The following is a 24,342-nucleotide window of genomic DNA, read 5'->3' on the forward strand; positions in this document are numbered from 1 at the left end:
TCACTAAAAACTGGAAATCGGTAATTAAATTAACGCGAGGTGTTAGCAAAACCTTTAACGACTTGGATTAAAAAAGAATGATCACTACCACCTGTTGGTGTTGTTTGAGTGATAAAATCGAATATTTGACCATCTTGTAAACCATAATTGGCTATCTTTGCGACCTGACCATTTTTATTGAAATAAATAGCCAAAACTTTACGATCAATAATTTTGGTTTTCATAAATCGCATTTTACGATACCGAGTTTGTGAAATATAATAAAAAACCTCGTTATCATATTTTGTTTTCAGTGAAGGAGTTCCTAAGGCTAAACGAACTTGCTCCTGACTTGATCCAATAGAAATGGAATCAAGAGCACTTTGATCAAGAACATAACCTTCCTTATAGGTTTGGCTTGAAGTTAAAGAATGAATTGAACTACATCCAGCAAACGCTGCCATACTTACTATAAATAAGCTAATCAATAATTTATGTTTGATTAAGTTTACTACGTGAGGCATCTGAAACAATGATATCTCCATTTACATGTAAGCATAGATGAGAAAGCAACCCGCATTTTCCAGCTTTTAGCTTAATTCGATATAATCTGCAATAGCTTACAGCGAGTTTCCTCTGTTATAAAATTAGTAATTTTACAAAGAACAACTTAAAAAGTTATAAAATATATTGATTAAACGAAATTACAATATACTACACTTTTTCTTGTTTTGGAGTTATCAATGAGTGTAAAAAATGTTTCTCAAATGATGTTTGCTCTGACTTATCCAATATCAGTGCGTTCGTTGTCTGCTAAGGGTGTAAAAATTCGTATTTGCGCAGATAAACAAGAATGCGCACATTTAGCTAAGAATCATGATTTACTTGAAGTGAAATTTTGTGAGGGAGAATTTCATATTTTACCATGGAAAAAGCGTGGGGTGTATGTAAAAGGTTTATTACGAGCACATATAGTACAATCATGTGTCATTACACTGGAGCCATTAGAAAATATTCTCCACGAAAATATTGAAATTACCTTTCTTCCTGAAGATTCAAATTTGGTTAAACCAAAAGTGTCAAAAGATACAAGAGAATTGCTTTTAGATGCAGATGGACCAGATATACCGGAAATTTTTTATGGTGATAAAATTGATATAGGCGCGATTATGGAAGAATTTTTTGAGCTATCAATTAATCATTATCCACGCAAAGAAGATGAAAATATGAGTTTGATTGAAAATTCGGAAAAAATTGAGCCAAAAATATCACCATTTTCTGTTTTGAAAGGGTGGAAATGATTATAAATATATAAAAAACACCTACTATATAGTCAAAGAGACAGTATTTCTGTAAGTCTGTTGTAGTGATAATCTTTGTATAACAAGAATTTTCAGTGTAAATTAAAATATAGGATGTGCAAGTGTGATTAGAATTTCTGTAGATGTCATGGGTGGTGATTATGGTCCAGAGGTTACTATTGAGGGGGCAGCAGTTGCACAGAAACATTTGCCAAATGTTCATTTTTTGTTTTATGGGGTAGAGGATGTTGTTGAGCCAATTTTTAAAAAATATCCTCATTTGGCTACAGCGTCGCGTTTTTATAACACAGAAAGTTATACACGTATGGATGAGAAACCAAGCCAAGCGCTTCGTGCAGGGCGCGGTAAATCATCAATGTGGCACGCAATTGAAGCTGTAAAAAATGGCGAAGCTGATGTTTGTGTCTCTGCTGGCAATACTGGTGCACTTATGGCAATGTCTCATTTTTGTTTAAAAATGATGGCAGAATCTAACCGGCCTGGAATTGCTGGTATTTGGCCAACTCTTCGTGGTGAGAGTATTGTGCTGGATATTGGTGCAACAATTGGTGCATCTGCTGATCAATTGGTTGATTTAGCGGTTATGGGGGCTGGTATGTTTCGTACTTTATATCATATTGAAAAACCAAGTGTTGGGCTTTTGAATGTGGGTGTTGAAGAGATAAAAGGCTTAGATGAAATCAAAAAAGCCGGAATGATATTACGTAAAGTGCAATTAGAAGGATTAGAGTATAAGGGATTTATTGAAGGTAATGACATTGGAAAAGGAGTAGTCGATGTGGTTGTCACTGAGGGGTTTTCTGGTAATATTGCTTTAAAAGTTGCAGAAGGAACTGCACGGCAAATAGCCGAACTTTTAAATACTGTTATGCGTCGCTCTGTTTTTTCACGCCTTGGATACGTTTTGTCTCGAGGTGCTTTTCATCAACTGAAACAGAAGATAGATCCTGATCGGATTAATGGCGGTGTGCTTTTAGGTTTAAATGGTATTGTTATAAAAAGTCATGGTGGTGTTAATGCTGGCGGTTTTGCTTCTGCTATCCGCGTTGGTTATAAAATGGTAAATAACGGACTTTTAAAAAAAATAGTTGAAGATTTACGACACTTTCATGAAAGTAAAGTGATACTTTAAAATTATGAAGGTAGAGCTGTCAATTAATATGCAAACAGTATGATCGGCATTCGTAGTAGAGATAAAAGATTCCAAGAGAGGGTGAGGACTGTATGATTCGATCAGTTATATGTGGTGTAGGAAGTGCTTTACCAAAAAAAAGTTTATCGAATAATGAAATTACCAAGTTTGTTGAAACATCTGATTCGTGGATTGTTCAACGTACGGGAATTCGCCAACGTTATATTGCTGATACAAACGAAACAACTGTTTCTTTGGGGGTAACAGCAGCACAAGCTGCACTTAAAAATTCTAATATGACAATAGAAGATATTGATTGTATTATTTTAGCTACTTCAACACCTAACCATACTTTTCCTGCTTCTGCTGTTGAAATTCAACATGCTTTGGGAATGAAACGTGGTTTTGCTTTTGATATTCAAGCTGTTTGCTCTGGTTTTATTTTTGCATTGACAACAGGAGATGTATATTTACGTTGCGGAGCAGCAAAAAGAATCTTGGTAATTGGATCTGAGACATTTTCTCGGATTTTAGATTGGCAAGATCGTACAACATGTGTTTTATTTGGTGATGGTGCGGGTGCAGCTGTTTTGGAAGCGCAAGAAGTTGAAGGTAATGTTCTTGTTGATTGTGGTATATTGTCTGCGAAATTGCGCTCTAATGGTGCGTATGTGGATAAATTGTATGTTGATGGTGGTCCTTCAACAACACAAACAACAGGTCATTTACGTATGAAAGGGCGAGAAGTTTTTAAACATGCAGTTGGTATGATAACCGATGTGATTGATGATTGTTTTGCAGCTGTTAATATGAATTCTTCTCAGTTAGATTGGTTTGTACCTCATCAGGCTAATAAACGTATTATTGAAGCATCAGCTAAAAAACTAGGGATCGCATTGGATAAAGTTGTGATGACTGTTGATCAACATGGTAATACGTCTGCAGCATCAGTACCATTAGCTTTAACAACTGCTGTTCAAGATGGAAGAATTAAAAAAGGAGATCTCATTATGTTAGAGGCCATGGGGGGTGGATTTACGTGGGGAGCAATTCTTGTTCGTTGGTAAATTATAGTGGCTTGACCATATTTGAATAAAACGTATAAATCGCTTTGTAACTTTAAATTTTAATAGGTGATTATGATGGCAGGTAAAACAATAACACGTGCAGATTTGGCTGGTGCGGTTTGTAGGAGAGTGGGCTTGTCATATACTGAGTCATCAGCTTTGGTTGAGTTGATTTTAGATGAAATTTGCAATTCACTTGTAAAGGGTGAAGTGGTTAAATTATCTTCTTTTGCGACTTTTCAAGTTCGCAATAAAAGTGAACGAATTGGTCGTAATCCAAAAACAGGTATTGAAGCACCTATTCCACCACGGCGTGTAGTAACATTCAAGGCTGCGAATATTTTGAAGAAAAGAATTTTAGATGCACATCGCGCAAGAGAGAAGTAAATTCATACAAATAAGCGATATTTAAAATGTTTGAGGTTTGATAAAGGAATTTATATTGGAATAACTTTTTCTATTTGAGTAATAGGTTTTGTATTAAATATAATTGAGGATAATCCCTATTTTAATCAATTTTAGCAAGAAATTTAAACTGATTCAGTTATTATAAAATCGTTAGTATGATATTTAAATAAGGTATTGTAGAATGGACAAGAGCCCTGATGCTTTTCGGACAATTAGCGAAGTAGCGGAATTATTAGGGTTACCACAGCATGTATTAAGATTTTGGGAAACACGTTTTGTTCAAATTAAGCCATTAAAGCGTGGTGGTGGGAGGCGTTACTATCGCCCTGTTGATATTGATTTGCTCAATGGTATTAAACAATTACTTTATGGTAAAGGCTATACTATAAAAGGTGTACAACGCCTTTTAAAAGAAAATGGTGCTTCTTTTGTTATTGCGCTCGGTAATAACGATCTTGATGCCATGAATGTTATAATAGAAAAAGAATGTATAGAACAAACATCTGAATCTACCAAAATTAATGAAGCCTCTAAGACTAAGTCAAAAAAGGCAGCATTTGGACTTTTAGGGTTTATGAAGAGTGAAGAAGAATCTGTTGGTGCTGTTAAAAGGCATCAAGACAAAACTGATAAAACATTGTTACAGGAAACATTATTTGAATTAATTGAATGTAAACGCATGCTTGATAGAGCACGATAAACAATCAACTTAGTTGAGCATATTACTTTCATTATTGAGTGTTTATTAAGCGGCGCAAATCTGGGGGGGTTGCTTCATTTGAAAGTTGTTTCATCACTTCTTCTATAGATAAAATAGTTTGATCTGCACTTCCTAAACGGCGCATACTCACACTATTTGTTTCAGCTTCACGTTTACCGCATACAAGGATTACAGGAACTTTTTGTAAAGAATGTTCACGTATTTTGTAATTAATTTTTTCATTGCGAAGATCTGATGTGGCTGAAAGACCAATAGCTTTGAGCTTTCTCGTTATTTTTTCTGCATATTCATTTGCTTCAGATGTGATTGGTGCAACAACAATTTGTTGGGGGGCAAGCCAAAGCGGTATATGTCCAGAAAAATTTTCAATTAATATACCAATAAAACGCTCCATTGATCCCAAAATAGCTCTATGAATCATAACAGGCTGACGTTTTTCTGAATCCTTGTCAATATAGAATGCACCAAAACGTTCAGGTAGATTGAAATCTACTTGTGTTGTTCCACATTGCCATTCGCGACCAATAGCATCTTTTAATGTATATTCAAATTTTGGTCCATAAAATGCACCTTCACCTGGAAGGATACTTGTTTTGATACGTCCTTTTGATTTTTTCTCAATAGTTTTAAGAACAGATGACATTATATTTTCGCAATGATCCCATAATTTGTCAGAACCGACGCGTTTTTCTGGACGCGTTGAAAATTTAAGACTGATTTCTTCAAAACCAAAATCTGCATAAGTTGATAAGATTAAATCATTAATACTAAGACATTCATCAGCTAATTGTTCATCTGTGCAGAAAATATGTGCATCGTCTTGTGTAAAACTACGAACACGCATAAGACCATGCAGAGAACCTGAAGGTTCATAACGATGGATAACACCAAATTCAGCAAGTCTAATAGGCAAGTCTCGGTAAGACTTTAAGCCATGTTTGAAAATTTGCACATGACCAGGGCAATTCATGGGTTTTAGAGCGTAAATACATTGATTATCCCAATCGTCAGTCGCTGGGGTTGTTTGAAACATATTTTCCTTATACCATCCCCAATGACCCGATATTTCCCAAAGTGATTTATCAAGAACTTGTGGTGCATTAACTTCAGCATATTTATGATCATCAAGGCGGCGGCGCATATAGCTAATTAAATTTTGGAACATTTTCCACCCCTTTGGGTGCCAGAAAATCATTCCTGGGCTTTCTTCTTGGAAATGAAATAAATCCATTTCACGTCCTAAACGGCGGTGATCGCGTTTTTCTGCTTCTTCTAGTGTATGGAGATAGGCTTTTAAGTCATTTTCGTTAGCAAATGCTGTACCATAAATTCTCGTTAACATAGGATTATTGGCATCCCCACGCCAATAAGCACCTGCGACTTTTGTCAGTTTGAAGGCATTGCCAATTTGACCAGTAGATTGCATATGTGGACCACGACAAAGATCAAACCAATCTCCTTGATAATAAACTTTTACGTCTTGATTTTCAGGGATAGCATCAATAATCTCAACCTTATACAGTTCGTTTTTTTCAGAAAAAATTTTCTTAGCTTTTTCACGAGACCAAATTTCTTTTCTGAAAGGTTTGTTTCGTTGGATAATTTCACGCATTTTTTTTTCGATGATGGTGAGGTCATCTAATGTGAAAGGTTGTTTACGCGCAAAATCATAATAAAAACCATTTTTAATAACGGGGCCGATTGTAACTTGTGTTTCAGGAAATAGTTCTTGTACTGCTTCAGCTAAGACATGAGCACAATCATGGCGTATTAATTCAAGTGCACGTGGATCATCACGAGTGATAATTTCCACTTGGCCAGATTGCTCTAATGGGTCTGAAAGATCTCGAATGATTCCGTTAAAGCTATAAGCAACTGCTTTTTTTACGAGTGATTTAGAAATAGATTCGGTCAATTCTAAACCTGTCATTTCAGAGGGATAATCACGTTTTGAACCATCAGGAAAAGAAAGAGAAATAAGGTCAAACATAAAAACACCCCTTTAGTCCAATTCCGCTAACGATTGCGGATGGTTTCGTGAAAATTTAATAATAGTTCAGATAGAGCTAGTAGATTAATTTTCTATCAATATGCATAAAAAAGAAAGACAATTATTTATCATTTTTAGCAGAGATTTTCCAATAGTGCCAAGGTTTATAAGAATAGTCAAGAGACGTTGGTACTGGATCAAAGCCATATGTTCCAAATGGGCCACAGCGTATAATACGAAAAAGCCCCATCCATGCACCGGCCCACAGGCCATAGCGTGCAATTGCTTCATAGGTATATTCTGAACAGGTTGGGATATGGCGACATTGATTTCCGATCAAACTGGAAAGTGTTATTTGATAAAGACGTATTAATGTAGTACCAAGTAATCGTCCAGGTGTTTTCTGCCAAGGACCTGTATAATTCCGAGTTTGTATTTTTTTTTGTTTGGGTTGTAATTTAACCATTTGTTTTTTCTTCAATTTGTTCAATACAGTCTACGACTGCATCAAATGTAAGCATTGTTGAAGCATGGCGTTCTTTATAATCTTTAATAGGTTGCAAACAGGAAAATGCTTTAAATGGAGCTGAGGGAGGAGGGCCATTTTCTGTTAACATATAAAAAATAATTTCACGTAATGCTTTAAGATCTCGCGTTTTTTTGCCAATAATATGATGCGCTAAAATAGAAGATGAAGCTTGTCCAAGTGCACACGCATATACTTCATGAGCAAAATCTATAACAATGTCGTTGTCTACTTTTAGATCCACAAGAACTGTTGATCCGCAAAGACGTGCACGTTTTTTTGACGTTGCATCAGGGTTATTAAGACGCCCAATTCTACTTATATGAGCAGCATATTCAAGGATTTTATTGCTATAAATGTTGTCCATCATGAGCTATTGCTTGGAATTTTTAGAGTTTTCACTATTCAGGCTTTTAATTCACTTGCGTAGAGATTATTATAAAATAAATTAATGTATATTAAATACTTTATACATAATAAGCTGGAGTTTTTTTTAATGCATAACCTTACGGAAGGAATCGCTACAGATTTCTCTTTATCTGAGAAAAAGCGTCCTAGTTTTGAAGAAGTGGAAGCAGCGGTTCGTACATTGTTGTTGTGGGTAGGGGAAAATCCAAATCGAGAAGGGCTTTTAGATACTCCCAAACGTGTTGCTAAGGTGTATAGTGAACTTTTTTCTGGTTACGATGAATCAATTGAGGAGATTTTAGGAACAGTTTTTGAAGAAGTTTCAGGTTATAATGAACCTATAATTATGAAGGATATTAGTTTTTATTCACATTGCGAGCATCATATTCTTCCAATTGTTGGTAAAGTTCATATTGCCTACCTTCCCGATACGAAAATTGTTGGTCTTTCAAAAGTTGCACGTGTTATAGATATTTTTTCCCACCGTTTACAAACGCAAGAAGCCATGACAGCTCAAGTGGCTAATGCTCTAAAAACACAGTTAAAACCCCGCGGTGTTGCAGTGGTAATTGAAGCTGAACATATGTGCATGGCTATGAGAGGGATACGAAAATACGGAACTACAACAATTACAACAAGTTTTCATGGTTCTTATAAAGAAGATCAAATTGCTCAGGCCAATTTGATGATGGTACTTCGCTCATTATGATAATGTATACAGTTTAACGACTTGTATCTGAAGCGTCCTGCGGTAATTGAGATAAAATAAATTATAAAAACACGAAAATGGGCTTGTATCGTGCTTTATGATTTGTTAAATCCCCGAAAGTGTAATGTATTTGGCCTCTACCATGTGCGGTCGTGGCGGAATTGGTAGACGCGCAGCGTTGAGGTCGCTGTGGGGCAACCCGTGGAAGTTCGAGTCTTCTCGACCGCACCATTATTTATTTTTAATACTTTGAAATATATAGATTTTTACTTAGTTAGATAATTTTCAGTCCACCTTTTGGTCCACTCTTTAGAGTTTATATAATTTTATCTAAATTTGTGTTATTTTTAGCTTATTTCCTTTGGGGTGAATGCCAAAACCTCTTTTTTTCTCCATCTAACTGACTTACCAAGCTTATATGGTTGGGGAAATACTCCTCGTATCACCCAATTGCGAATCGTTGTTGTTGACACATTAAAAAGTTGTGCACATTCACGTGTCGTGACATATCTATCGCAATCATCAAATGTTATCTCATTACCTTTCTCTTTTTGGATTACATAAATGGGCGCGAGTGCTTAGAGGAGATTGAAAGCGAAAGAGCGCTCCTTATAGGTTAAGCAGCTTGTGTAAAGAATTGTGTTTCTTGTTCTATTTCTGCTAAAAATGTTTCGACAGCTTTATTGATGCGCTCAATCTTTTCATTATTACGTTGAACGTGTTGAATCTTTACACGAAAACGAATTAATTTGCGTTTGAGCAGAGGATCATAACTGACAAAATCACATCATTTTCGCCTTGTGCAAGTCATTTGGAATTGCATTTGTAAGATATATTCAAACTTGATTTTGCTATTTTGCAAAAAAAACATATGCGTTGCTGGTTGAGAACATTTGACCTCTACAAGGCCATTATCTCCAATGAGACTGTCAGAACTAGTACCTGCCATTTCAATGTTGGGTGAGGAATAAATCCGCATCTAGTGACAGGGGTATTGCAAAAGAAGCTGTATTTTTGAATTGCACATGTCTTCATGTTCACGCCCCCATCGCATGGCAGGTGTTTCATAAGATGGTATTATTTCACCTGTTAAGCGTTCCCTGATAAGTTTATTTTTGTACTTTTCATATTTACTGTCGGTGAGTTCTTAGTTGTTTTATCGATAACGCTGTTAATGTTTGAAGCTGTGGTTTTTCCTAAACGAGCTTGAAACTATTCTGCTATTCTTTGTTCCATATCACACCCCTATTAAATCTTGTTGAGTTGGTGTGTGTGTGGTTGTTTTGATGAAGGTAAGACTTGTTTTTCTTTTTCATTTGGAAGAGTTGCCTTTTCTTCAGAACTCTAAAATAATTTGTCCCATCTCATGAGATATTTCTGTGAGGTTTGAGATTTTTGCAAAAGAGAGTACATTTTTCCGTTTACGTTTGTTTTATTAGCTCTTTGATTTGCTCAAGCACTTCATCAGGTACGCTCTCGTTTTGGAGAATATGGTTAACTTCATTAATGCGATCAGCTTCATTTTCGTCATAGATATTAGGAACACCGAAGGCAAGACGTGCACATTGTGTAATAGCTTTAACCATATAAACTAGGTAAATCAGTAAGATGGAAAAAGAATCTTGGCATTTATTCCAAAGGAAATAAGCTGCAAATAATAGCAATTTAGATAAAATTATATAAACTCTAGAGGATAAGCTAAAGGTAGTCTAAAAATTATCTAATTAAGTAAAAATCTATATATTTCAACATGTAAAAATATATAATGGTGCCCCCAGAGAGACTCGAACTCCCGACCCCCTGATTACAAATCAGGTGCTCTACCAACTGAGCTATAAGGGCACTACTGTATCGGAAGTAACACAAACTTACAAAAAGGCAAATAGAAAATTATAGATTCCAATACATATTTTTAAAAATGTATATTTAAAATATGAAACAGTTAGATTTTCACTATGTCTTTATCTTTTACTGTGGTTAATATTTATTATAAAATATAAAAAAGCGCTATTTAAGTTTAATCATTCTTATTGTTTACGAATTTGCTTAAGTTGATTTATCAGAAAGATATTTTTCTAACCAGTGGATATTGTAGTTGCCATCAATAATATCTTGATTACTAATAAGATCACGAAATAGAGGTAACGTAGTTTTAATCCCATCAACCACAAATTCATCTAAAGCACGTCGTAAACGCATCATGCATTCTAAGCGTGTACGTCCATGAACAATTAATTTTCCAATTAAGCTGTCATAATAAGGTGGAATATAATAACCTGAATAGGCACCTGAATCGACACGCACTCCTAAGCCTCCAGGTGTGTGAAAATGTGTGATAAGCCCTGGTGATGGCGTAAAATTAATTGGATTTTCAGCGTTAATACGACATTCAATAGCATGACCAGAAAAACGAATATCATCTTGTGTAACTGAAAGCCCTTGACCAGATGCAATATGAATTTGTTCATGGACTAAATCTATTCCCGTAATTGCTTCAGTTACAGGGTGTTCAACCTGTAAACGGGTATTCATTTCAATAAAGTAGAATTTTCCATTTTCATAAAGAAATTCAATAGTACCTGCTCCACGATAACCGAGTTTTGCACAAGCATTCGCAACAATAGAACCAATTTTTTTTCGTTCAGATTCATTAAGGGCAGGTGAGTAGGCTTCTTCCCATACTTTTTGATGGCGCCGTTGAAGTGAACAATCACGTTCTCCTAAATGAATGGCATTGCCAGCTCCATCACCCATGACTTGAATTTCAATATGACGTGGTTTTTCTAGATATTTTTCGATATAAACTGCATCGTCATTAAATGCAGCAAGAGCTTCTGAACGTGCTGTATTGAAAGCGGTGGAAAGTTCTTTTTCAGAACGAACGACTTTCATACCACGACCACCACCACCTGCAGAAGCTTTAATAATAACAGGGTAACCAATTTCATTAATGATATGCAGAGCTTCCTTTTCACCAGTTACAGCTCCATCTGAGCCCGGTACAATAGGAATTCCAAGATTTTTAGCGGTTTTTTTTGCTTCAATTTTATCGCCCATAATACGAATATGTGCAGATGTTGGGCCGATAAATGTAATTTCATGAGCTTCTAAAATATCTGCAAACTTTGCATTTTCAGAAAGAAAACCATATCCTGGGTGAATAGCATCAGCTCCTGTAATTTCGCATGCAGAAATAATTTGATGAATATTTAAATAAGAATCACGAGATGGAGGGGGGCCAATACAAACACTTTCGTCAGAAAGGCGAACATGCATAGCATCAGCATCAGCTGTTGAGTGAATAGCTACAGTTTTGATTCCAAGCTCTTTACAAGCCCGTAGAATGCGAAGCGCAATTTCTCCTCGGTTAGCAATGAGGATTTTTTGAATCATAGCTACCTCTCACTTTATTCAACAATAATAAGTGGCTCATCAAACTCAACTGGTTGAGCATCTTTAACAAGAACAGCAGTCACAGTACCTGAGCGTGGTGACGGAATATGATTCATTGTTTTCATTGCTTCAATGATAAGCAATGTTTGACCTTCAGAAACATTTTGTCCTATTTCTACAAAAGGCTGTGCACCGGGTGCAGGTGCAAGATATGCAGTACCAACCATTGGAGATGTTATTGCGTTATTTGATTGTTCTTCTTTTGTTGAAACTGTAGCCGTTAGGTTTGAAGAAGAGGTTAAAGTAGGAGCGGGAATGGACGCATAAATTGTCTGTTCAGAAGCAGCTGGAGTGTTTTGGCGTGATACACAAATACGAAGTTCACCTTGTTCAAGCTCAATATTAGTTAAATTCGTATCATTCAAAATCTTAGCAAGGTCGCGGATAAGTTCCATATTAATTTCGGTATGTTTAGTCGCGTCCGTTTTTTTTATTGCCATTTTATTTATAACTCCTTGCCCCATAAAGATCATTGTTATTTATATTCTCATGCTTAAATATCTCTAGGCTGCTCGTTACCTTTTATCTGGTATTTTTTTATTACACTTTGCAGCCTTAAATTTAGTCTATTCAATAAAATCACATTTATAAGCTTGTTAACAAAAAAGAGAAAGTAGAAAATATATTTTAACATTTCTCAATAAATTTGATGAAGCAAAAAAGAGATTCATTGTATGCTCTCTATTACTTTTTTTAAAATATCCTCACTGACAGCTCCCATAAATATTCTATCGCCAATGATGTAAGAGGGGGTACCGTTAATATTTAATGCAGAAGCAATTTGAATATTTCTTTTAAAAGATTTTTGCAAATTAGGGTTTTGTATTGCATTGTATAAATCTTTTTCATTTGCCCCTAGTGAAACTGCTATTTTTATAGCCTTGGCTTTATTTGCACGATTCTGACCAGTTAAAAGTTCTTTGTAAAATTGAAAATATTTTTCTGGGAGTTGTTGTCGAAAAGCATAAGCAATTGTATGTGCTTCTATCGAATCGGGCCCTAAAATTGGCAAGTCTTTAATAATTATTTGCAAGTTTGGGTATTCTTTTATTAAATTTACCATACTGGAATAAGAACGTTTACAAAAATTACAATTATAATCAAAAAATTCAACAAGTGTTATTTTCCCATTTGGATTTCCAAAAACAGCATCGTGAGAAGATTGAAAAATTTCCTTTTCTAATGATTTAACAACAAAAGCTTGCTGCTCCTCTATCCCCCCCAATTTTTCTTGAAGAACAAGCTGCATTTCAATCATAATTTCTGGATTTTTGAGAAGATAGTCTTTTATAATCTCTCGAATGTAATCATCATTTATATGTGGTGTTATTTTTTCTCTAAATTTGGATAAAAAAGTAGAATCTTCCAGAAGCTGTATTTTAAGGTTTTCTATGATTGAATTATTTGATGTTTTTTCTTTTGCTTCTAAACTAGATAAAGGTAAGCAAATTAGAATACTTAACGCAACTATTATTGAAGTTTTTGCAATGAATATTGTTGCTAAGTGTTGAAGTTGGTGTATCATCTATATATCTTTATATTTTAATAAAGTATCTATAAAATTATATGGAGAGTATTGCGTATACACAATAAAATATTGAATCATAGCGTAAACTTAGTGGGTAATGAAAATAACATCAATTGCTTTTTTCCTATTATGAAATAATTATCATGTAACGTATGATTTGTGGTAATTATATTTTCTGCTCAGGTTATTTTTTTTATGTGAAAAGCCTACAATAAACGCAAAAATAAAGCATTCTCTAGTGTTAATACTACAGATTTATTGGTGTGTATTTGGAAAATTATAGCATTAAGAGCAGTGTATTTTGGTGGAATTTCTGTTTAATTTTAACAAAATTTAGGTAATTTGAACAAGGCAATAAGTATAAAGCACGTTTTTATATCCTCAACCGATAGTGAAAAGTAATAAAGTTGTTGTGAAGAAAAAAACATTGCTCATATACATGAATAAAATGCTATGAATGAAAATGTATAAGTAATGTTTCTATGACGTTGTATAGCTCTCCATCATTAGTGAGATTTGCTGTGGCACCAATGTTAGGTTGGACAGATCGGCATTGCCGTTTTTTCTACCGTCTTTTAACAAAAAAGGCACTACTTTATACTGAAATGGTTGTAGTAGATGCTGCAATCCATGGCATTCGTGAACGACTATTAGCTTTTAGTGATGAAGAACATCCAATTGCATTGCAGTTAGGAGGATCGGATTCGCAAAAACTAGCAGAGGTAGCACGAATTGCAGAAGACTTTGGATATGATGAAATAAATCTCAATGTTGGTTGTCCATCAAATCGTGTTCAGGCAGGTATGTTTGGTGCTTGTTTAATGCTCCATCCTGATATTGTGGCAAGGGCTGTAGAAGCAATGAAACAGGCTGTGACCATATCTGTGACTGTTAAATGTCGTATTGGTGTAGACAAACAAGATGAAGAGTTAGCTTTAGATATTTTAGCTGATCAAGTGTGGAACGCTGGTTGCGATGCACTTTGGGTACATGCACGCAAAGCATGGTTAAAAGGACTAAATCCGAAAGAAAATCGTTGTATTCCAGAACTTAATTATGAAAGAGTTTATAGATTAAAACGTAAATATCCTCATAAATTTATTGGGATAAATGGTGGCATTCAATCGATTGATGAAATCAAAGAACATTTAAAATTATGTGATGCCACCATGGTGGGACGGCAAGTTTATCATGATCCAGCTTTGCTAATGTTCATTGATTCTCAAATATATGGTGAACCGCAAAACAATCTTAGTGATTGTGATCTGATTGCTACTATGTGTGATTATGCCGCTAAACATATAGCATCAGGTGGACGTCTTTCTCATGTGACACGCCATATGATTAATTTATTTCATGGTCGAAATGGTGTGCGTCGATGGCGACAAATATTATCGAATGATGCAACAAGAGAAAATGCAGGCGTAGCTGTTTTAAAAGAAGCTTTTGCTGCTTTTATTTAAGATAAGTTTTGTTGAAATTTTAAATTTTAGTTTAATATTTTAGATTAATTAATTTAATTTATATATTGTTATTTATATATAATTTTAATTAAAAAATCTCTCTTAAAGAGAGAAGTATGAAATGCTATCATCTATGATAATGAAACCCTGTTAAAATTTTGGGAAAAAGATATGAGAACTTTTTTGTAAATGTATATGTAAAAAATAAATACTGAAACATTACAACTTTTAGAATATTTTTGCGATGAAAAATCTATAAGCTTGGTGAGTCTACTTTTTTGAAGCAGCCTAGTTTTATCGGCTTTTAAAAATAAATGATTTTAAAATAAGCATAAAACATTACTTCAATAACGATGTAATGTATTTACACTGTAAAAAACAACGAATTATTTATACTCTGTTTATAAGATAAAATTTTAATTGATACGTTATAAATTTAAAAAGATATTTTTATGAACAGCAGTCCATTTGATGATTTTCGTGCATTATTAACAAACTTACCAAGTGCTGATGAATTTTCTATGATTTTGGCTGGAAAACGGCAAGCAAAGTTAGTAAAGCCGCAGACAGCCCTCGGAAAGTTGGGAGATATTGCGGTTTGGTATGCGGGGTGGAGAGGTGAAGAAAAGCCGATTATAACACAGCCTTTAGTGGCTATTTTTTCTGGTAATCACGGTGTTATCGAGGAAAATGTTACACCATTTCCGCAATCTATGACACAAGAAGTAGTAAAAAATATTACTGCTGGTGGTGCGGCTATCAATCAAATCTGCGTGGCTTATAATCTTAGACTAAAGATATTTGACTTAGCTCTAGAATGCCCAACAATGAATATTACTAAAGATGCAGCAATGGGTGAGCGTAACACAGCTGCGACGATGGCATTTGGTATGGAGTCAATTGCTGGGGGAACAGATCTTTTGTGTGTAGGTGAAATAGGAATTGGTAACTCAACAATAGCATCAGCTTTATGTCTGGCTTTGTTTGGTGGGGAAGCTGAAGAATGGGCTGGGTCTGGTAGGGAATTTGTAGGGGAATTTTATGAACGCAAAGTGAGAGCGATAAAAACAGCAATTTCTTTGCATGAGGGTTATTTAAATGATCCTTTTGAAATTATGCGCCGTTTAGGAGGACGCGAAATTGCAGCGATGGTGGGTGCTATCTTAGCAGCAAGAATGGAAAAAATTCCGGTTATTTTGGATGGTTTTGTAGCAACAGCAGCAGCGGCAGTATTGTATAAAATAAATCCAAGAATACTTGATCACATTATTGTTGGTCATATTTCTTCTGAACCAGCTCACTGTAAACTTTTGGAAAAAATTGGAAAAGAACCACTTCTAGATTTAAAGATGTGTCTTGGGGAAGGAACAGGTGCGGCTATGGCTGCTGGTGTGGTCAAAGCTGCTCTTTTAACCCACGCACAGATGACAGCTTGTGAACAAGAAAATTAATAGAAAAATAATAATGTAATCAATAAATATCACGAGAAGTCTTTAAGAATTCTACTCATTTGTTTTTTTTGCTGTTTTATATAATCAGGAAGTATCTCTATCGTTAATTCTATTATGAAAGATGATGGGAAGTTACAGAGGTGTTAATTTAACAATTAAAATCTTTTATAAAAAAGCCATCAATTTTAAATTGGAACCACAAAACATAATTAAGTAGGGCCGTATTTTGATTTATTGGATAAAATTTTAATCATTCCACGAAATTTTTACATGATTTTTAAAAAATATTAAGGCTATTTGTAATTTTATTGAGCCGGAATGGGTGGACGGTAATATATACAACTGTCTTTTTCAGAAAATAACTAAAACAAGTGAATAAGGCTATCTTTAGAGATTTTGAATTTTGTGTTAAAAAACAAATATCTTAAGCAATATCAAAGACAAAAAATGTAATATTTTCTTACAAAAAATAAACTTTTTTGATGAAGGTAATCTCTATTTTTCTCTTTCAAGTCTAAATTATAAAAATTTACGCACTAAATGACGAAGATATACGAGCAATTCGTCATTAAACCATGGGTGTTGTTGTAGCCAAAAAGTATTTCGCCATGATGGATGGGGTAAGGGCATAACATTATATCCTCGGGGTTGACGGATAGAAAGAATGTTTTTCCAATCATTGACGGTTTCTGAAACGGTTTTATGTTTAAGTCCTGCAATATGCCACTTTTGTGCATAATTTCCAATAGCAAGAACAAGCTTTATTTGTGGCATAGCTTGAAATACTTTTTCATGCCATATTTCTTGACATTCACGTCTTGGTGGTAAATCAGATTTGTTTTGATCGTAGCCAGGAAAACAAAACCCCATAGGAACAATAGCAAATAAAGATCTATCATAAAATTCATCACTTGTTACACCTAACCACTCACGTAATCTATCTCCAGAACGATCATTAAAAGGAATCGAACTTTCATGAACACGCAATCCTGGAGCTTGGCCTGCAATCGCAATAGAAGCTGTACTAGATAAATAAACAACAGGTTTGGGTTCATGAGGAAGAGGGGGAAGGTAATATGGACGCTCAATACAAACACGACAAAAACGAATCTGCTCCCCCAATTTAACAATTTGATTACACTTTTGTTGTGTCATGGTAGATAGAAAACTAATGACAGCATTACGCAAAAGCAATAATTTTATTTTTTCATATAAGGATGAGCTCTCCGCCATTCTTGCGGTTGCTGAAAATATGAACGCCATATCCCCCTTTTTTGTGCCTTAGCCTTTTGCTCTTCTTTTTGGTAGCTATAACCATAGTAACTTATAGCCCAACCATCACGCACCATTTTCGCATTAATATTCTTAACTTTTTCTGTTTCACACGTACCAAGAATACGCTGATATTTGTCTCTTTTATTCCAATAACATGTAACAAATCGGTTCGCTATAAGCTTTTGTAAGTGTTCTTTGGCTTTAATGCCACATGGATAGCGATCTTTTTCCGTACCACAAAACTGACGCAACTCAGGAGCATCAATTCCTGCAAGCCGAATCATAACATCACCAATTCTGATTGAATCACCATCAATAACAATAGCACTTCCCTTGATAAATTCTGTTGAAGGAGAAACCACCTCTTGAGATTGTGACCAAACACACCCCCCACCCCCCATCACGTTCATAAGAACACCGATGATTATAAAAACACCTAAATTTTTATTCCGATTAAAATCACTTAACTTAAAATAAAAAATATTATTTTTCATGGAATAATTAATATCACAATGTGTTTGATAAAGTCAAGATATTACTTTATACTATGAAAATATCTTATTTTTCTTGATGTTAATTGTATCATTATGAAAATAAGTATGGGGCAATGTTATTAGTATTAAAATATTATGCGGATAAAAGCCCCTTTGAATATTTAAATTCACTTTATAAAATTATTTATTAATTGACTGAGCTCATTTAATTGTACGTATACAACAAAAAAAAATCCCATTTGTTTAATCTATTTTAATTGTTCTGATTAAACAATTATTTGCTATTATCTTTAATATAACAAGTTTTTTCTCATACTAAAGCAGCAAAATATTCGCTAATTATGGGGGAGTAGAACATAAGTCACCATCATCACAGCAAAATACAAACTAACTCTTCAGCGAATTTTACTTTGAAATGGCAGCTCTTAAGATAGAGCTTTATAAAACGCTAAATATTTATTAGTATTTTAAAAGTGTGTTTATTTATATACTTAGTTAGAAATAAACAACATTATAACTAAATGAAATAAAACCAATTATTTGATTTTCGTTTCTTTAAACTCAACGTGCTTTCTAGCAATTGGGTCATATTTACGTTTGCTCATTTTGTCTGTCATTGTGCGGCTATTTTTCTTTGTTACATAGAAAAAACCAGTATCTGCAGTTGACAAAAGCTTAATCTTAATAGTTGCTGCTTTAGCCATAATAAGGATCCTATTAAACTGAAAATGATACTATCTTGCTATCAAAACTCATTTCTGATGCAATTATATTTCATTTATCAACACTACGGATGTTATAAAAAAAGTCAAGACTTGATTAAATTGCTTATCAGGTAGGTAAGCATTAAATTAATATATCAGTCAAAAAAGAAACTCTTCATAGAGGAAAAACAAAAATTTTAATATTTATTACTAGATCGATGACAATTGATTCAGTGAGTATGCTAATTCTGTAACAAAAATAGTCTCAGTAATTACGGTGATTTTGCTATAATCGAAATGTTATTAAAAAAATCTGCTCAGTCATCAGTAGTGAGACAAACTGTGTTTACACTTTTAATATTAACATTTAATCTAAGAGAGAAGGGGCTTTAAAAATTACTCTTATTTTTTCGTAGATTGTTTAAACGAGGATAAGTATAAGCATTTATATAGTATAACTTAAAGTAATGAATTGCAACTTTTTCAAATATGGACAAAATCAATTGAAGTAAAAATAAATGACATTATAGCGTAATGATAAGTTAAAGATTCTTTTTTAGAAAAAGGTACCCCCAAGAATAAAGAGATATTTCTATTTTTCATAGAAAAATTGTGATATATTTTTTCAATATCGTTTTTGTTTATAGGAATTACGTTTCTGTTTTTTTGCTATAAATTTGTTTTTATGATAGGAAATAGGTGAAAAAGTAAATAAATGAGGTTGTGTTAATACTTCAAAACATAAAGCACCAGCAAGAGGTTGTACTTCTACAAGCTTTACCTCTACTTCATCACCAAGTTGATAGCCTTTACGACTCCATTTTCCTATAAGGGTATGGTGTGTTTCATCAAAATGATAATAATCACGTTTAAGCGTAGAAATAGGAACAAAGCCGTCTGCATTTAGTTTATCAAGTGAGATAAAAAGACCTGCTTTTGTAACTCCAGAGATGCGACCTTTAAATGAATGACCGATTTTATTAACCAAATAGTGTGCAACAAGCCGATCAACAGTTTCCCTTTCAGCCATCATTGCGCGACGCTCATGTGCAGAAATTTGCATAGCAATTGCTGCCAGGTTTTGTTCTTGTGCATCTATTAGTTTATCGTCACCTAATTGCAGAGCTTTAATAAGAGATCGATGAACAATTAAATCAGCATAACGGCGGATTGGTGATGTAAAATGTGTATAGTTATGCAGATTTAAGCCAAAGTGACCTATATTTTCAGGGTTATATTCAGCTTGAGATTGTGAGCGTAAAATAATTTGATTTACCAATTCCTGTTGTTGCGTATTAATGACTTGTGTGAGAATACTATTGAATCGTTCTGACGTAAGTTCTGCTCTTTGAAAAAATGATATTCCCAGACTCTGAAGAAAGTTCTGTAGCATTTCTTGTTTTGCGAGAGACGGTTTGTCATGAACACGATAAATGAAGGGCTGATGATATTCTTTTAATGTTTCTGCGGCTGCAACATTAGCCTGTATCATAAATTCTTCAATTAAACGATGTGCTTCTAAATGAGGTGGAACCACAACATCTTTAATGTGCCCATTTTGATCAAGAATAATTTTTTTTTCAGGCACTTCTAATTCAAGTGGTTTTCGACGATTACGCGCAATTTTAAGTTTGCTATAAGCTCTCCACAATGGTTTCAGGATCTTCTCAAGAAGAGGAGCTGTTTTTTCATTTGTATTTCCTTCAATTGCACATTGTACTTCTTGATAAGATAGTTTGGCTACTGTACGCATAATAATACGGTGAAAACTATGTGTGCGTTTGTCGCCATTTGCGTCAAAAATCATACGAACAGCTAAAGCAGGTCTGTCTTTTCCTTCAAGAAGAGAGCATAAATTATTAGAAATATATTCAGGAAGCATTGGCACAACGCGATCAGGAAAATAAACAGAATTTCCTCGTTTTAATGCTTCTTTATCTAAGGCACTTCCTGTTTTTACATAATAAGAGACATCTGCGATTGCTACAGTGATAATCCAACCATCGCTATTTGCAGGATCTTCATCTTTTACTGCATAAACGGCATCATCATGGTCTTTTGCATCAGGTGGATCAATTGTAATAAACGGTAATTGTCGCCAATCTTCATGATTTGTTGTGCCAACAATAGGTTTTACATTTTTGGCTTGCTTCAAGACCTCTTCAGGAAAAACATAAGGAATTCCTTTTGAAATAAGCGCAATCATTGAAAGTGCTTTTTCACTATCAATAGATCCTAAAACATTTTTTATTTTTGCGCTTTTTAACTTGTAAACTGTATTTTTTCTAATTTCAGCTTCAACGAGATCGCCTGATTTTATATCAATATCTAAAGGTTCTTCAATAATCAGGTCATTAGTTTTGCGATCTATAGAACAAAGCTGCCATTGATTATTTTCTAATTTTTTTACTATGCCAAGCACAGTTCTTTCTTGCTTATCAATTTTACGGATAATACGTCCTTTATAGGAGAAACTTTGAGGGGTCTTATTTCTAAAAATTTTTACAAGACAGTAATCTCCAAGACTAATACTGTCTCCCTTTATATAACGAGGAGGTATTTCAATATTTGGCTTTAAATCACTCTTCCATTCAAGAGGTTGTGCAATAAAACCACCATCGTTATCTAATGCACTTATTTTAACTAAAGTAACAGGCGGCAACCTATCTTGAATTGTTATTTTTTTATGTTTTTTTGATATAGAATGATCCTTCAATTGATTGAGCATATCATTCAGCCAAAGACGAGAATCTCCTTTCAAATTAAAAGTTTTAGCGATTTCGCGTTTATTTAATAAGTTAGGATTATCAGTAATAAAAGACAAAATTTCTGCTTTACTAGGCAGTCGTTTAATATGAGAAGACTGAAGATATTTTGCTTTTTTTTTACCTTTAACCAAAATTTATACCTCTTTTATTTTGGAAGAAATTTATTTTTTCTACGCAGTTGTTTTTTTACTACCAGCTTTTTTTGCTTTTTTAGGGCTAGATGTTTTGGCTAAGAGAAGGTCTAATGCTTCTAAAAGCGTTACATCAGCTGGGTCTTTATCTTTGGGTAATGTTGCATTGATTTTTCCCCAATTTACATATAAGCCGTAACGTCCATCGCGCACAGTGACAGCTCCACCTTCTGGGTGTTCACCTAATGTGATCAGTGCTTCAGGTGCTGTCCGACCTCGTTTTGTTTTATTTTCTTGTTTTTCAGCTAATATTGTAACAGCACGATTAATACCAATCTCAAAAACTTCATTGATATCGGAAAGATTGGCAGATTTTCCATCATGAGAAAGGTAGGGACCATATCGCCCAATTGTGGCGGTAATTATTTTTCCCGTTTCAGGATGAATCCCAATTTCACGGGGAAGGGATAGCAAAGATAGGGCTTGATTAAGATCAATATTTTTTCTTGCCCACTCTTTTGGTAACCCTACACGTTTAGCTCCTTTATCCTGACCAAGTTTAATATATGAACCAAAGCGGCCAGTGCAAAGAGAAATATCTTTCCCCGTTTCAGGATCAACGCCAAGTACAAGAGGTTCATCACTGCGCACAACTTCATTTTCTTCTCCTGTATCTATACCAAGTTGGCGTGTATATTTGCACTCAGGATAATTGGAACAACCAACAAATGCGCCGTAACGACTTAATTTTAGCGATAACTGGCCATTTGTACAAAGGGGGCAAGATCGGGAATCACTTCCATCTTCACGTATAGGAAAAGCAAGAGGCGCTAATATTACGTTTAAAACATCAAGGACATGTGTTATACGCAATTTCTGGATATCGATGACGGATGCATTAAATTCATTCCAAAATTCATGTAAAACATCTTTCCAAGCTAATTTTCCATCCGATATGAGATCGAGTTTTTCTTCAAGGTTTGCCGTAAAGTCATATTCTACATAACGATTAAAGAAATTTTCAAGAAAAGCTGTGACAATACGTCCCTTAGCATCAGGAACAAGCTTTCGTTTATCAGTCACAGTATAGCCGCGATCAGAAAGTATTGCCAATATAGAGGCATAAGTTGAAGGGCGACCAATCCCCAATTCTTCAAGTTTTTTGATTAATGAGGCTTCAGAATAACGAGGAGGGGGTTCCGTAGTATGTTGAGTTACCTCAACTTTTTCTTTTATCAGTGTTTCACCAGTGTTGACATGGGGTAGGTGCTCTGATTCATCACCTTCACTATTTTCTTCATCTCGTTGATCGGTATAGGCAGAAATAAAACCATCAAAGCGGATAACAGACCCTGTTGCACGCAAATTTGCGTTATTTTTTCCTTGAATCGCTTGAATTTCAATCGTTGTGCGTTCAATTTCAGCAGAACGCATTTGGCTTGCAATAGCGCGCTTCCATATCAATTCGTACAGTTTTGCTTGGTCACTATCAAGAAAATTGCGTACTTGACTGGGGTTGCGTTGAAAGTCTGTTGGGCGAATAGCTTCATGTGCTTCTTGCGCATTTTTTGCTTTTGTTGAATAAAAACGCGGTTTTTCAGGAACATAGTCATTGCCAAACGACTCTTTAATCATTTTTCGTGCTGAATCAATGGCTTCTGGTGCCATTTGTACACCATCTGTACGCATATAAGTGATAAGACCTGACGTTTCACCATTAATTTCAACACCTTCATAAAGTTTTTGGGCAATTCGCATAGTACGAGAGGCTGAGAAACCTAATTTTGAGGAGGCAGCTTGTTGTAATGTGGATGTTGTAAATGGTGGAGAAGGATTTCTTTTTATAGGTTTTGCTTCAACATTTAAGGTGTGATATTCTGCTTCTTCCAACATGGAGCGGATTTTATCCGCCTGTTCTGAGGATTTAATATCAAGCTTTCCAAGTTTTTCTTGGTTAAATGCTACCAGTCGCGCGTAAAAATTATCATCTCGAATCGTTTTTAAGCATGTTGTAATTGACCAATAATCTTCTTTGATAAAATGTTCTATTTCTGATTCGCGATCGCAAATAATACGCAAGGCAACTGATTGAACACGACCAGCCGAACGTGAACCAGGCAGTTTACGCCATAAAACAGGTGAGAGTGTAAAACCAACAAGATAATCAAGAGCACGGCGTGCAAGATAAGCATCGACAAGCGATAGATCGATATCGCGTGGATTATTCATAGCATCCAGTACAGATTTTTTGGTGATTGCGTTGAAAACAACTCGTTTAACAGGTTTGTCCTTTAAAACTTTTTTTTGATTAAGAACATCAAGGATATGCCATGAAATGGCTTCCCCTTCACGATCAGGGTCAGTTGCCAAAATAAGACTATCAGCTTCTTTAACTGCTTTTGCTATTTCATTTAAACGTTTTGCAGAAGCGGTATCGATATCCCATTTCATGGCAAAATTTTGATCAGGTAAAACAGAGCCATCTTTTGCAGACAAGTCACGTACATGCCCAAATGATGCTACTACTTTATATTGAGATCCAAGATATTTATTAATTGTCTTCGCTTTAGCTGGAGATTCGACGATAACGATATCCATGATTTTATCCGAATGTTAAAATAAAAAATTCTTTCTATAAACTCCTTTCAAATGAATAGCTAATGGCAATTAGTCAAGAACACATAAAAAAAACTATGTTATACAACTTTTGATTGTTATTATTTAAAATACACTTTATAAGAGATCTCACAGCTTATTTCCCGAGGCTAATATAAAAGTATGCGGTAAAATATTGAAATAACATCTATTGAGAG

At 34.7% G+C, this 24,342-nt stretch carries 22 protein-coding genes, 2 tRNA genes and 1 pseudogene; 9 read left to right on the forward strand and 16 right to left on the reverse strand.

The window, feature by feature from the left end; all coding sequences use genetic code 11:
- Nucleotides 1-29: 29 nt before the first annotated feature.
- Complete coding sequence (locus tag BBBE_RS03100; protein WP_010701149.1) at nucleotides 30-503, reverse strand: outer membrane protein assembly factor BamE; 474 nt, start codon at nucleotides 501-503, stop codon at nucleotides 30-32.
- Nucleotides 504-722: 219 nt separating this feature from the next.
- On the opposite strand from BBBE_RS03100, the gene BBBE_RS03105 reads away from it, so the two are divergent.
- The 5 genes from BBBE_RS03105 to BBBE_RS03125 all read left to right on the forward strand — a co-directional run bounded on the left by BBBE_RS03105 (nucleotide 723) and on the right by BBBE_RS03125 (nucleotide 4,608).
- On the forward strand, nucleotides 723-1,280 hold the full coding sequence (locus BBBE_RS03105) for a YceD family protein (protein WP_010701150.1): 558 nt from the start codon (nucleotides 723-725) through the stop codon (nucleotides 1,278-1,280).
- Between the two features lie 124 nt (nucleotides 1,281-1,404).
- The gene (plsX, locus tag BBBE_RS03110) at nucleotides 1,405-2,433 is read left to right on the forward strand and encodes a phosphate acyltransferase PlsX (protein WP_010701151.1); all 1,029 of its coding nucleotides are present in this window, start codon (nucleotides 1,405-1,407) and stop codon (nucleotides 2,431-2,433) included.
- A gap of 92 nt (nucleotides 2,434-2,525) precedes the next feature.
- The gene (locus BBBE_RS03115; protein ID WP_010701152.1) at nucleotides 2,526-3,500 is read left to right on the forward strand and encodes a beta-ketoacyl-ACP synthase III; all 975 of its coding nucleotides are present in this window, start codon (nucleotides 2,526-2,528) and stop codon (nucleotides 3,498-3,500) included.
- A 75-nt stretch (nucleotides 3,501-3,575) separates the two neighbouring features.
- Nucleotides 3,576-3,887, forward strand: a complete 312-nt coding sequence (locus BBBE_RS03120; protein WP_035464508.1) for an integration host factor subunit alpha — start codon at nucleotides 3,576-3,578, stop codon at nucleotides 3,885-3,887.
- A 202-nt stretch (nucleotides 3,888-4,089) separates the two neighbouring features.
- Nucleotides 4,090-4,608, forward strand: a complete 519-nt coding sequence (locus BBBE_RS03125) for a MerR family transcriptional regulator (protein ID WP_010701154.1) — start codon at nucleotides 4,090-4,092, stop codon at nucleotides 4,606-4,608.
- Between the two features lie 31 nt (nucleotides 4,609-4,639).
- Here the strand turns inward: BBBE_RS03125 and thrS are convergent, their stop codons facing one another.
- The 3 genes from thrS to BBBE_RS03140 form a co-directional block, all read right to left on the reverse strand.
- On the reverse strand, nucleotides 4,640-6,619 hold the full coding sequence (thrS, locus tag BBBE_RS03130; protein ID WP_010701155.1) for a threonine--tRNA ligase: 1,980 nt from the start codon (nucleotides 6,617-6,619) through the stop codon (nucleotides 4,640-4,642).
- 121 nt (nucleotides 6,620-6,740) lie between these two features.
- Nucleotides 6,741-7,085, reverse strand: a complete 345-nt coding sequence (gene yidD / locus BBBE_RS03135) for a membrane protein insertion efficiency factor YidD (RefSeq protein ID WP_010701156.1) — start codon at nucleotides 7,083-7,085, stop codon at nucleotides 6,741-6,743.
- Nucleotides 7,078-7,515 (reverse strand): iron-sulfur cluster assembly scaffold protein, encoded by a 438-nt coding sequence (locus tag BBBE_RS03140; RefSeq protein WP_010701157.1) that lies wholly within the window; start codon nucleotides 7,513-7,515, stop codon nucleotides 7,078-7,080. The genes yidD and BBBE_RS03140 overlap by 8 nt, the downstream gene beginning before the upstream one ends.
- A 126-nt stretch (nucleotides 7,516-7,641) precedes the next feature.
- On the opposite strand from BBBE_RS03140, the gene folE reads away from it, so the two are divergent.
- A complete protein-coding gene (folE, locus tag BBBE_RS03145; RefSeq protein ID WP_010701158.1) occupies nucleotides 7,642-8,262 on the forward strand; it encodes a GTP cyclohydrolase I FolE in 621 nt (206 codons plus the stop codon).
- 146 nt (nucleotides 8,263-8,408) lie between these two features.
- A tRNA-Leu gene (locus BBBE_RS03150) sits at nucleotides 8,409-8,493 on the forward strand.
- A gap of 116 nt (nucleotides 8,494-8,609) precedes the next feature.
- On the opposite strand, the gene BBBE_RS07210 is transcribed toward BBBE_RS03150, so the two are convergent.
- The 7 genes and pseudogenes from BBBE_RS07210 to BBBE_RS03175 form a co-directional block, all read right to left on the reverse strand.
- A complete protein-coding gene (locus tag BBBE_RS07210) occupies nucleotides 8,610-8,795 on the reverse strand; it encodes a helix-turn-helix transcriptional regulator (RefSeq protein WP_081632653.1) in 186 nt (61 codons plus the stop codon).
- An 83-nt stretch (nucleotides 8,796-8,878) separates the two neighbouring features.
- Nucleotides 8,879-9,438: pseudogene (locus BBBE_RS07215) on the reverse strand (lambda exonuclease family protein).
- A 245-nt stretch (nucleotides 9,439-9,683) separates the two neighbouring features.
- A complete protein-coding gene (locus BBBE_RS07410) occupies nucleotides 9,684-9,848 on the reverse strand; it encodes a hypothetical protein (RefSeq protein WP_022708662.1) in 165 nt (54 codons plus the stop codon).
- Nucleotides 9,849-10,028: 180 nt separating this feature from the next.
- Nucleotides 10,029-10,104, reverse strand: a tRNA-Thr gene (locus tag BBBE_RS03160).
- A gap of 204 nt (nucleotides 10,105-10,308) precedes the next feature.
- Nucleotides 10,309-11,655, reverse strand: coding sequence for an acetyl-CoA carboxylase biotin carboxylase subunit (accC, locus tag BBBE_RS03165; RefSeq protein WP_010701159.1), 1,347 nt, complete (start codon nucleotides 11,653-11,655; stop codon nucleotides 10,309-10,311).
- Between the two features lie 14 nt (nucleotides 11,656-11,669).
- Nucleotides 11,670-12,155, reverse strand: coding sequence for an acetyl-CoA carboxylase biotin carboxyl carrier protein (accB, locus tag BBBE_RS03170; protein WP_010701160.1), 486 nt, complete (start codon nucleotides 12,153-12,155; stop codon nucleotides 11,670-11,672).
- Nucleotides 12,156-12,382: 227 nt separating this feature from the next.
- Nucleotides 12,383-13,240, reverse strand: coding sequence for a DsbA family protein (locus tag BBBE_RS03175; protein ID WP_010701161.1), 858 nt, complete (start codon nucleotides 13,238-13,240; stop codon nucleotides 12,383-12,385).
- A 485-nt stretch (nucleotides 13,241-13,725) separates the two neighbouring features.
- On the opposite strand from BBBE_RS03175, the gene dusA reads away from it, so the two are divergent.
- Both dusA and cobT read left to right on the forward strand, forming a co-directional pair.
- Complete coding sequence (dusA, locus tag BBBE_RS03180; protein ID WP_010701162.1) at nucleotides 13,726-14,706, forward strand: tRNA dihydrouridine(20/20a) synthase DusA; 981 nt, start codon at nucleotides 13,726-13,728, stop codon at nucleotides 14,704-14,706.
- A 452-nt stretch (nucleotides 14,707-15,158) separates the two neighbouring features.
- Nucleotides 15,159-16,157, forward strand: coding sequence for a nicotinate-nucleotide--dimethylbenzimidazole phosphoribosyltransferase (gene cobT, locus BBBE_RS03185; RefSeq protein ID WP_010701163.1), 999 nt, complete (start codon nucleotides 15,159-15,161; stop codon nucleotides 16,155-16,157).
- A 519-nt stretch (nucleotides 16,158-16,676) separates the two neighbouring features.
- On the opposite strand, the gene BBBE_RS03190 is transcribed toward cobT, so the two are convergent.
- The 5 genes from BBBE_RS03190 to topA all read right to left on the reverse strand — a co-directional run bounded on the left by BBBE_RS03190 (nucleotide 16,677) and on the right by topA (nucleotide 24,127).
- Entirely contained in the window at nucleotides 16,677-17,312 is a 636-nt protein-coding gene (locus BBBE_RS03190; protein WP_010701164.1) for a uracil-DNA glycosylase family protein, read from the reverse strand.
- A 44-nt stretch (nucleotides 17,313-17,356) separates the two neighbouring features.
- Nucleotides 17,357-17,842: a thermonuclease family protein gene (locus tag BBBE_RS03195; RefSeq protein ID WP_244428358.1), complete on the reverse strand. Its 486-nt coding sequence runs from the start codon at nucleotides 17,840-17,842 to the stop codon at nucleotides 17,357-17,359.
- A 620-nt stretch (nucleotides 17,843-18,462) separates the two neighbouring features.
- A complete protein-coding gene (rpmG, locus tag BBBE_RS03200; protein WP_007477349.1) occupies nucleotides 18,463-18,630 on the reverse strand; it encodes a 50S ribosomal protein L33 in 168 nt (55 codons plus the stop codon).
- A 625-nt stretch (nucleotides 18,631-19,255) separates the two neighbouring features.
- Entirely contained in the window at nucleotides 19,256-21,529 is a 2,274-nt protein-coding gene (gene rnr, locus BBBE_RS03205) for a ribonuclease R (protein WP_010701166.1), read from the reverse strand.
- 39 nt (nucleotides 21,530-21,568) lie between these two features.
- Nucleotides 21,569-24,127: a type I DNA topoisomerase gene (gene topA, locus BBBE_RS03210; protein ID WP_010701167.1), complete on the reverse strand. Its 2,559-nt coding sequence runs from the start codon at nucleotides 24,125-24,127 to the stop codon at nucleotides 21,569-21,571.
- Nucleotides 24,128-24,342: the final 215 nt, after the last annotated feature.

Origin of the sequence: Bartonella bovis 91-4 (assembly GCF_000384965.1) — a bacterium.
Lineage (GTDB): Bacteria > Pseudomonadota > Alphaproteobacteria > Rhizobiales > Rhizobiaceae > Bartonella > Bartonella bovis.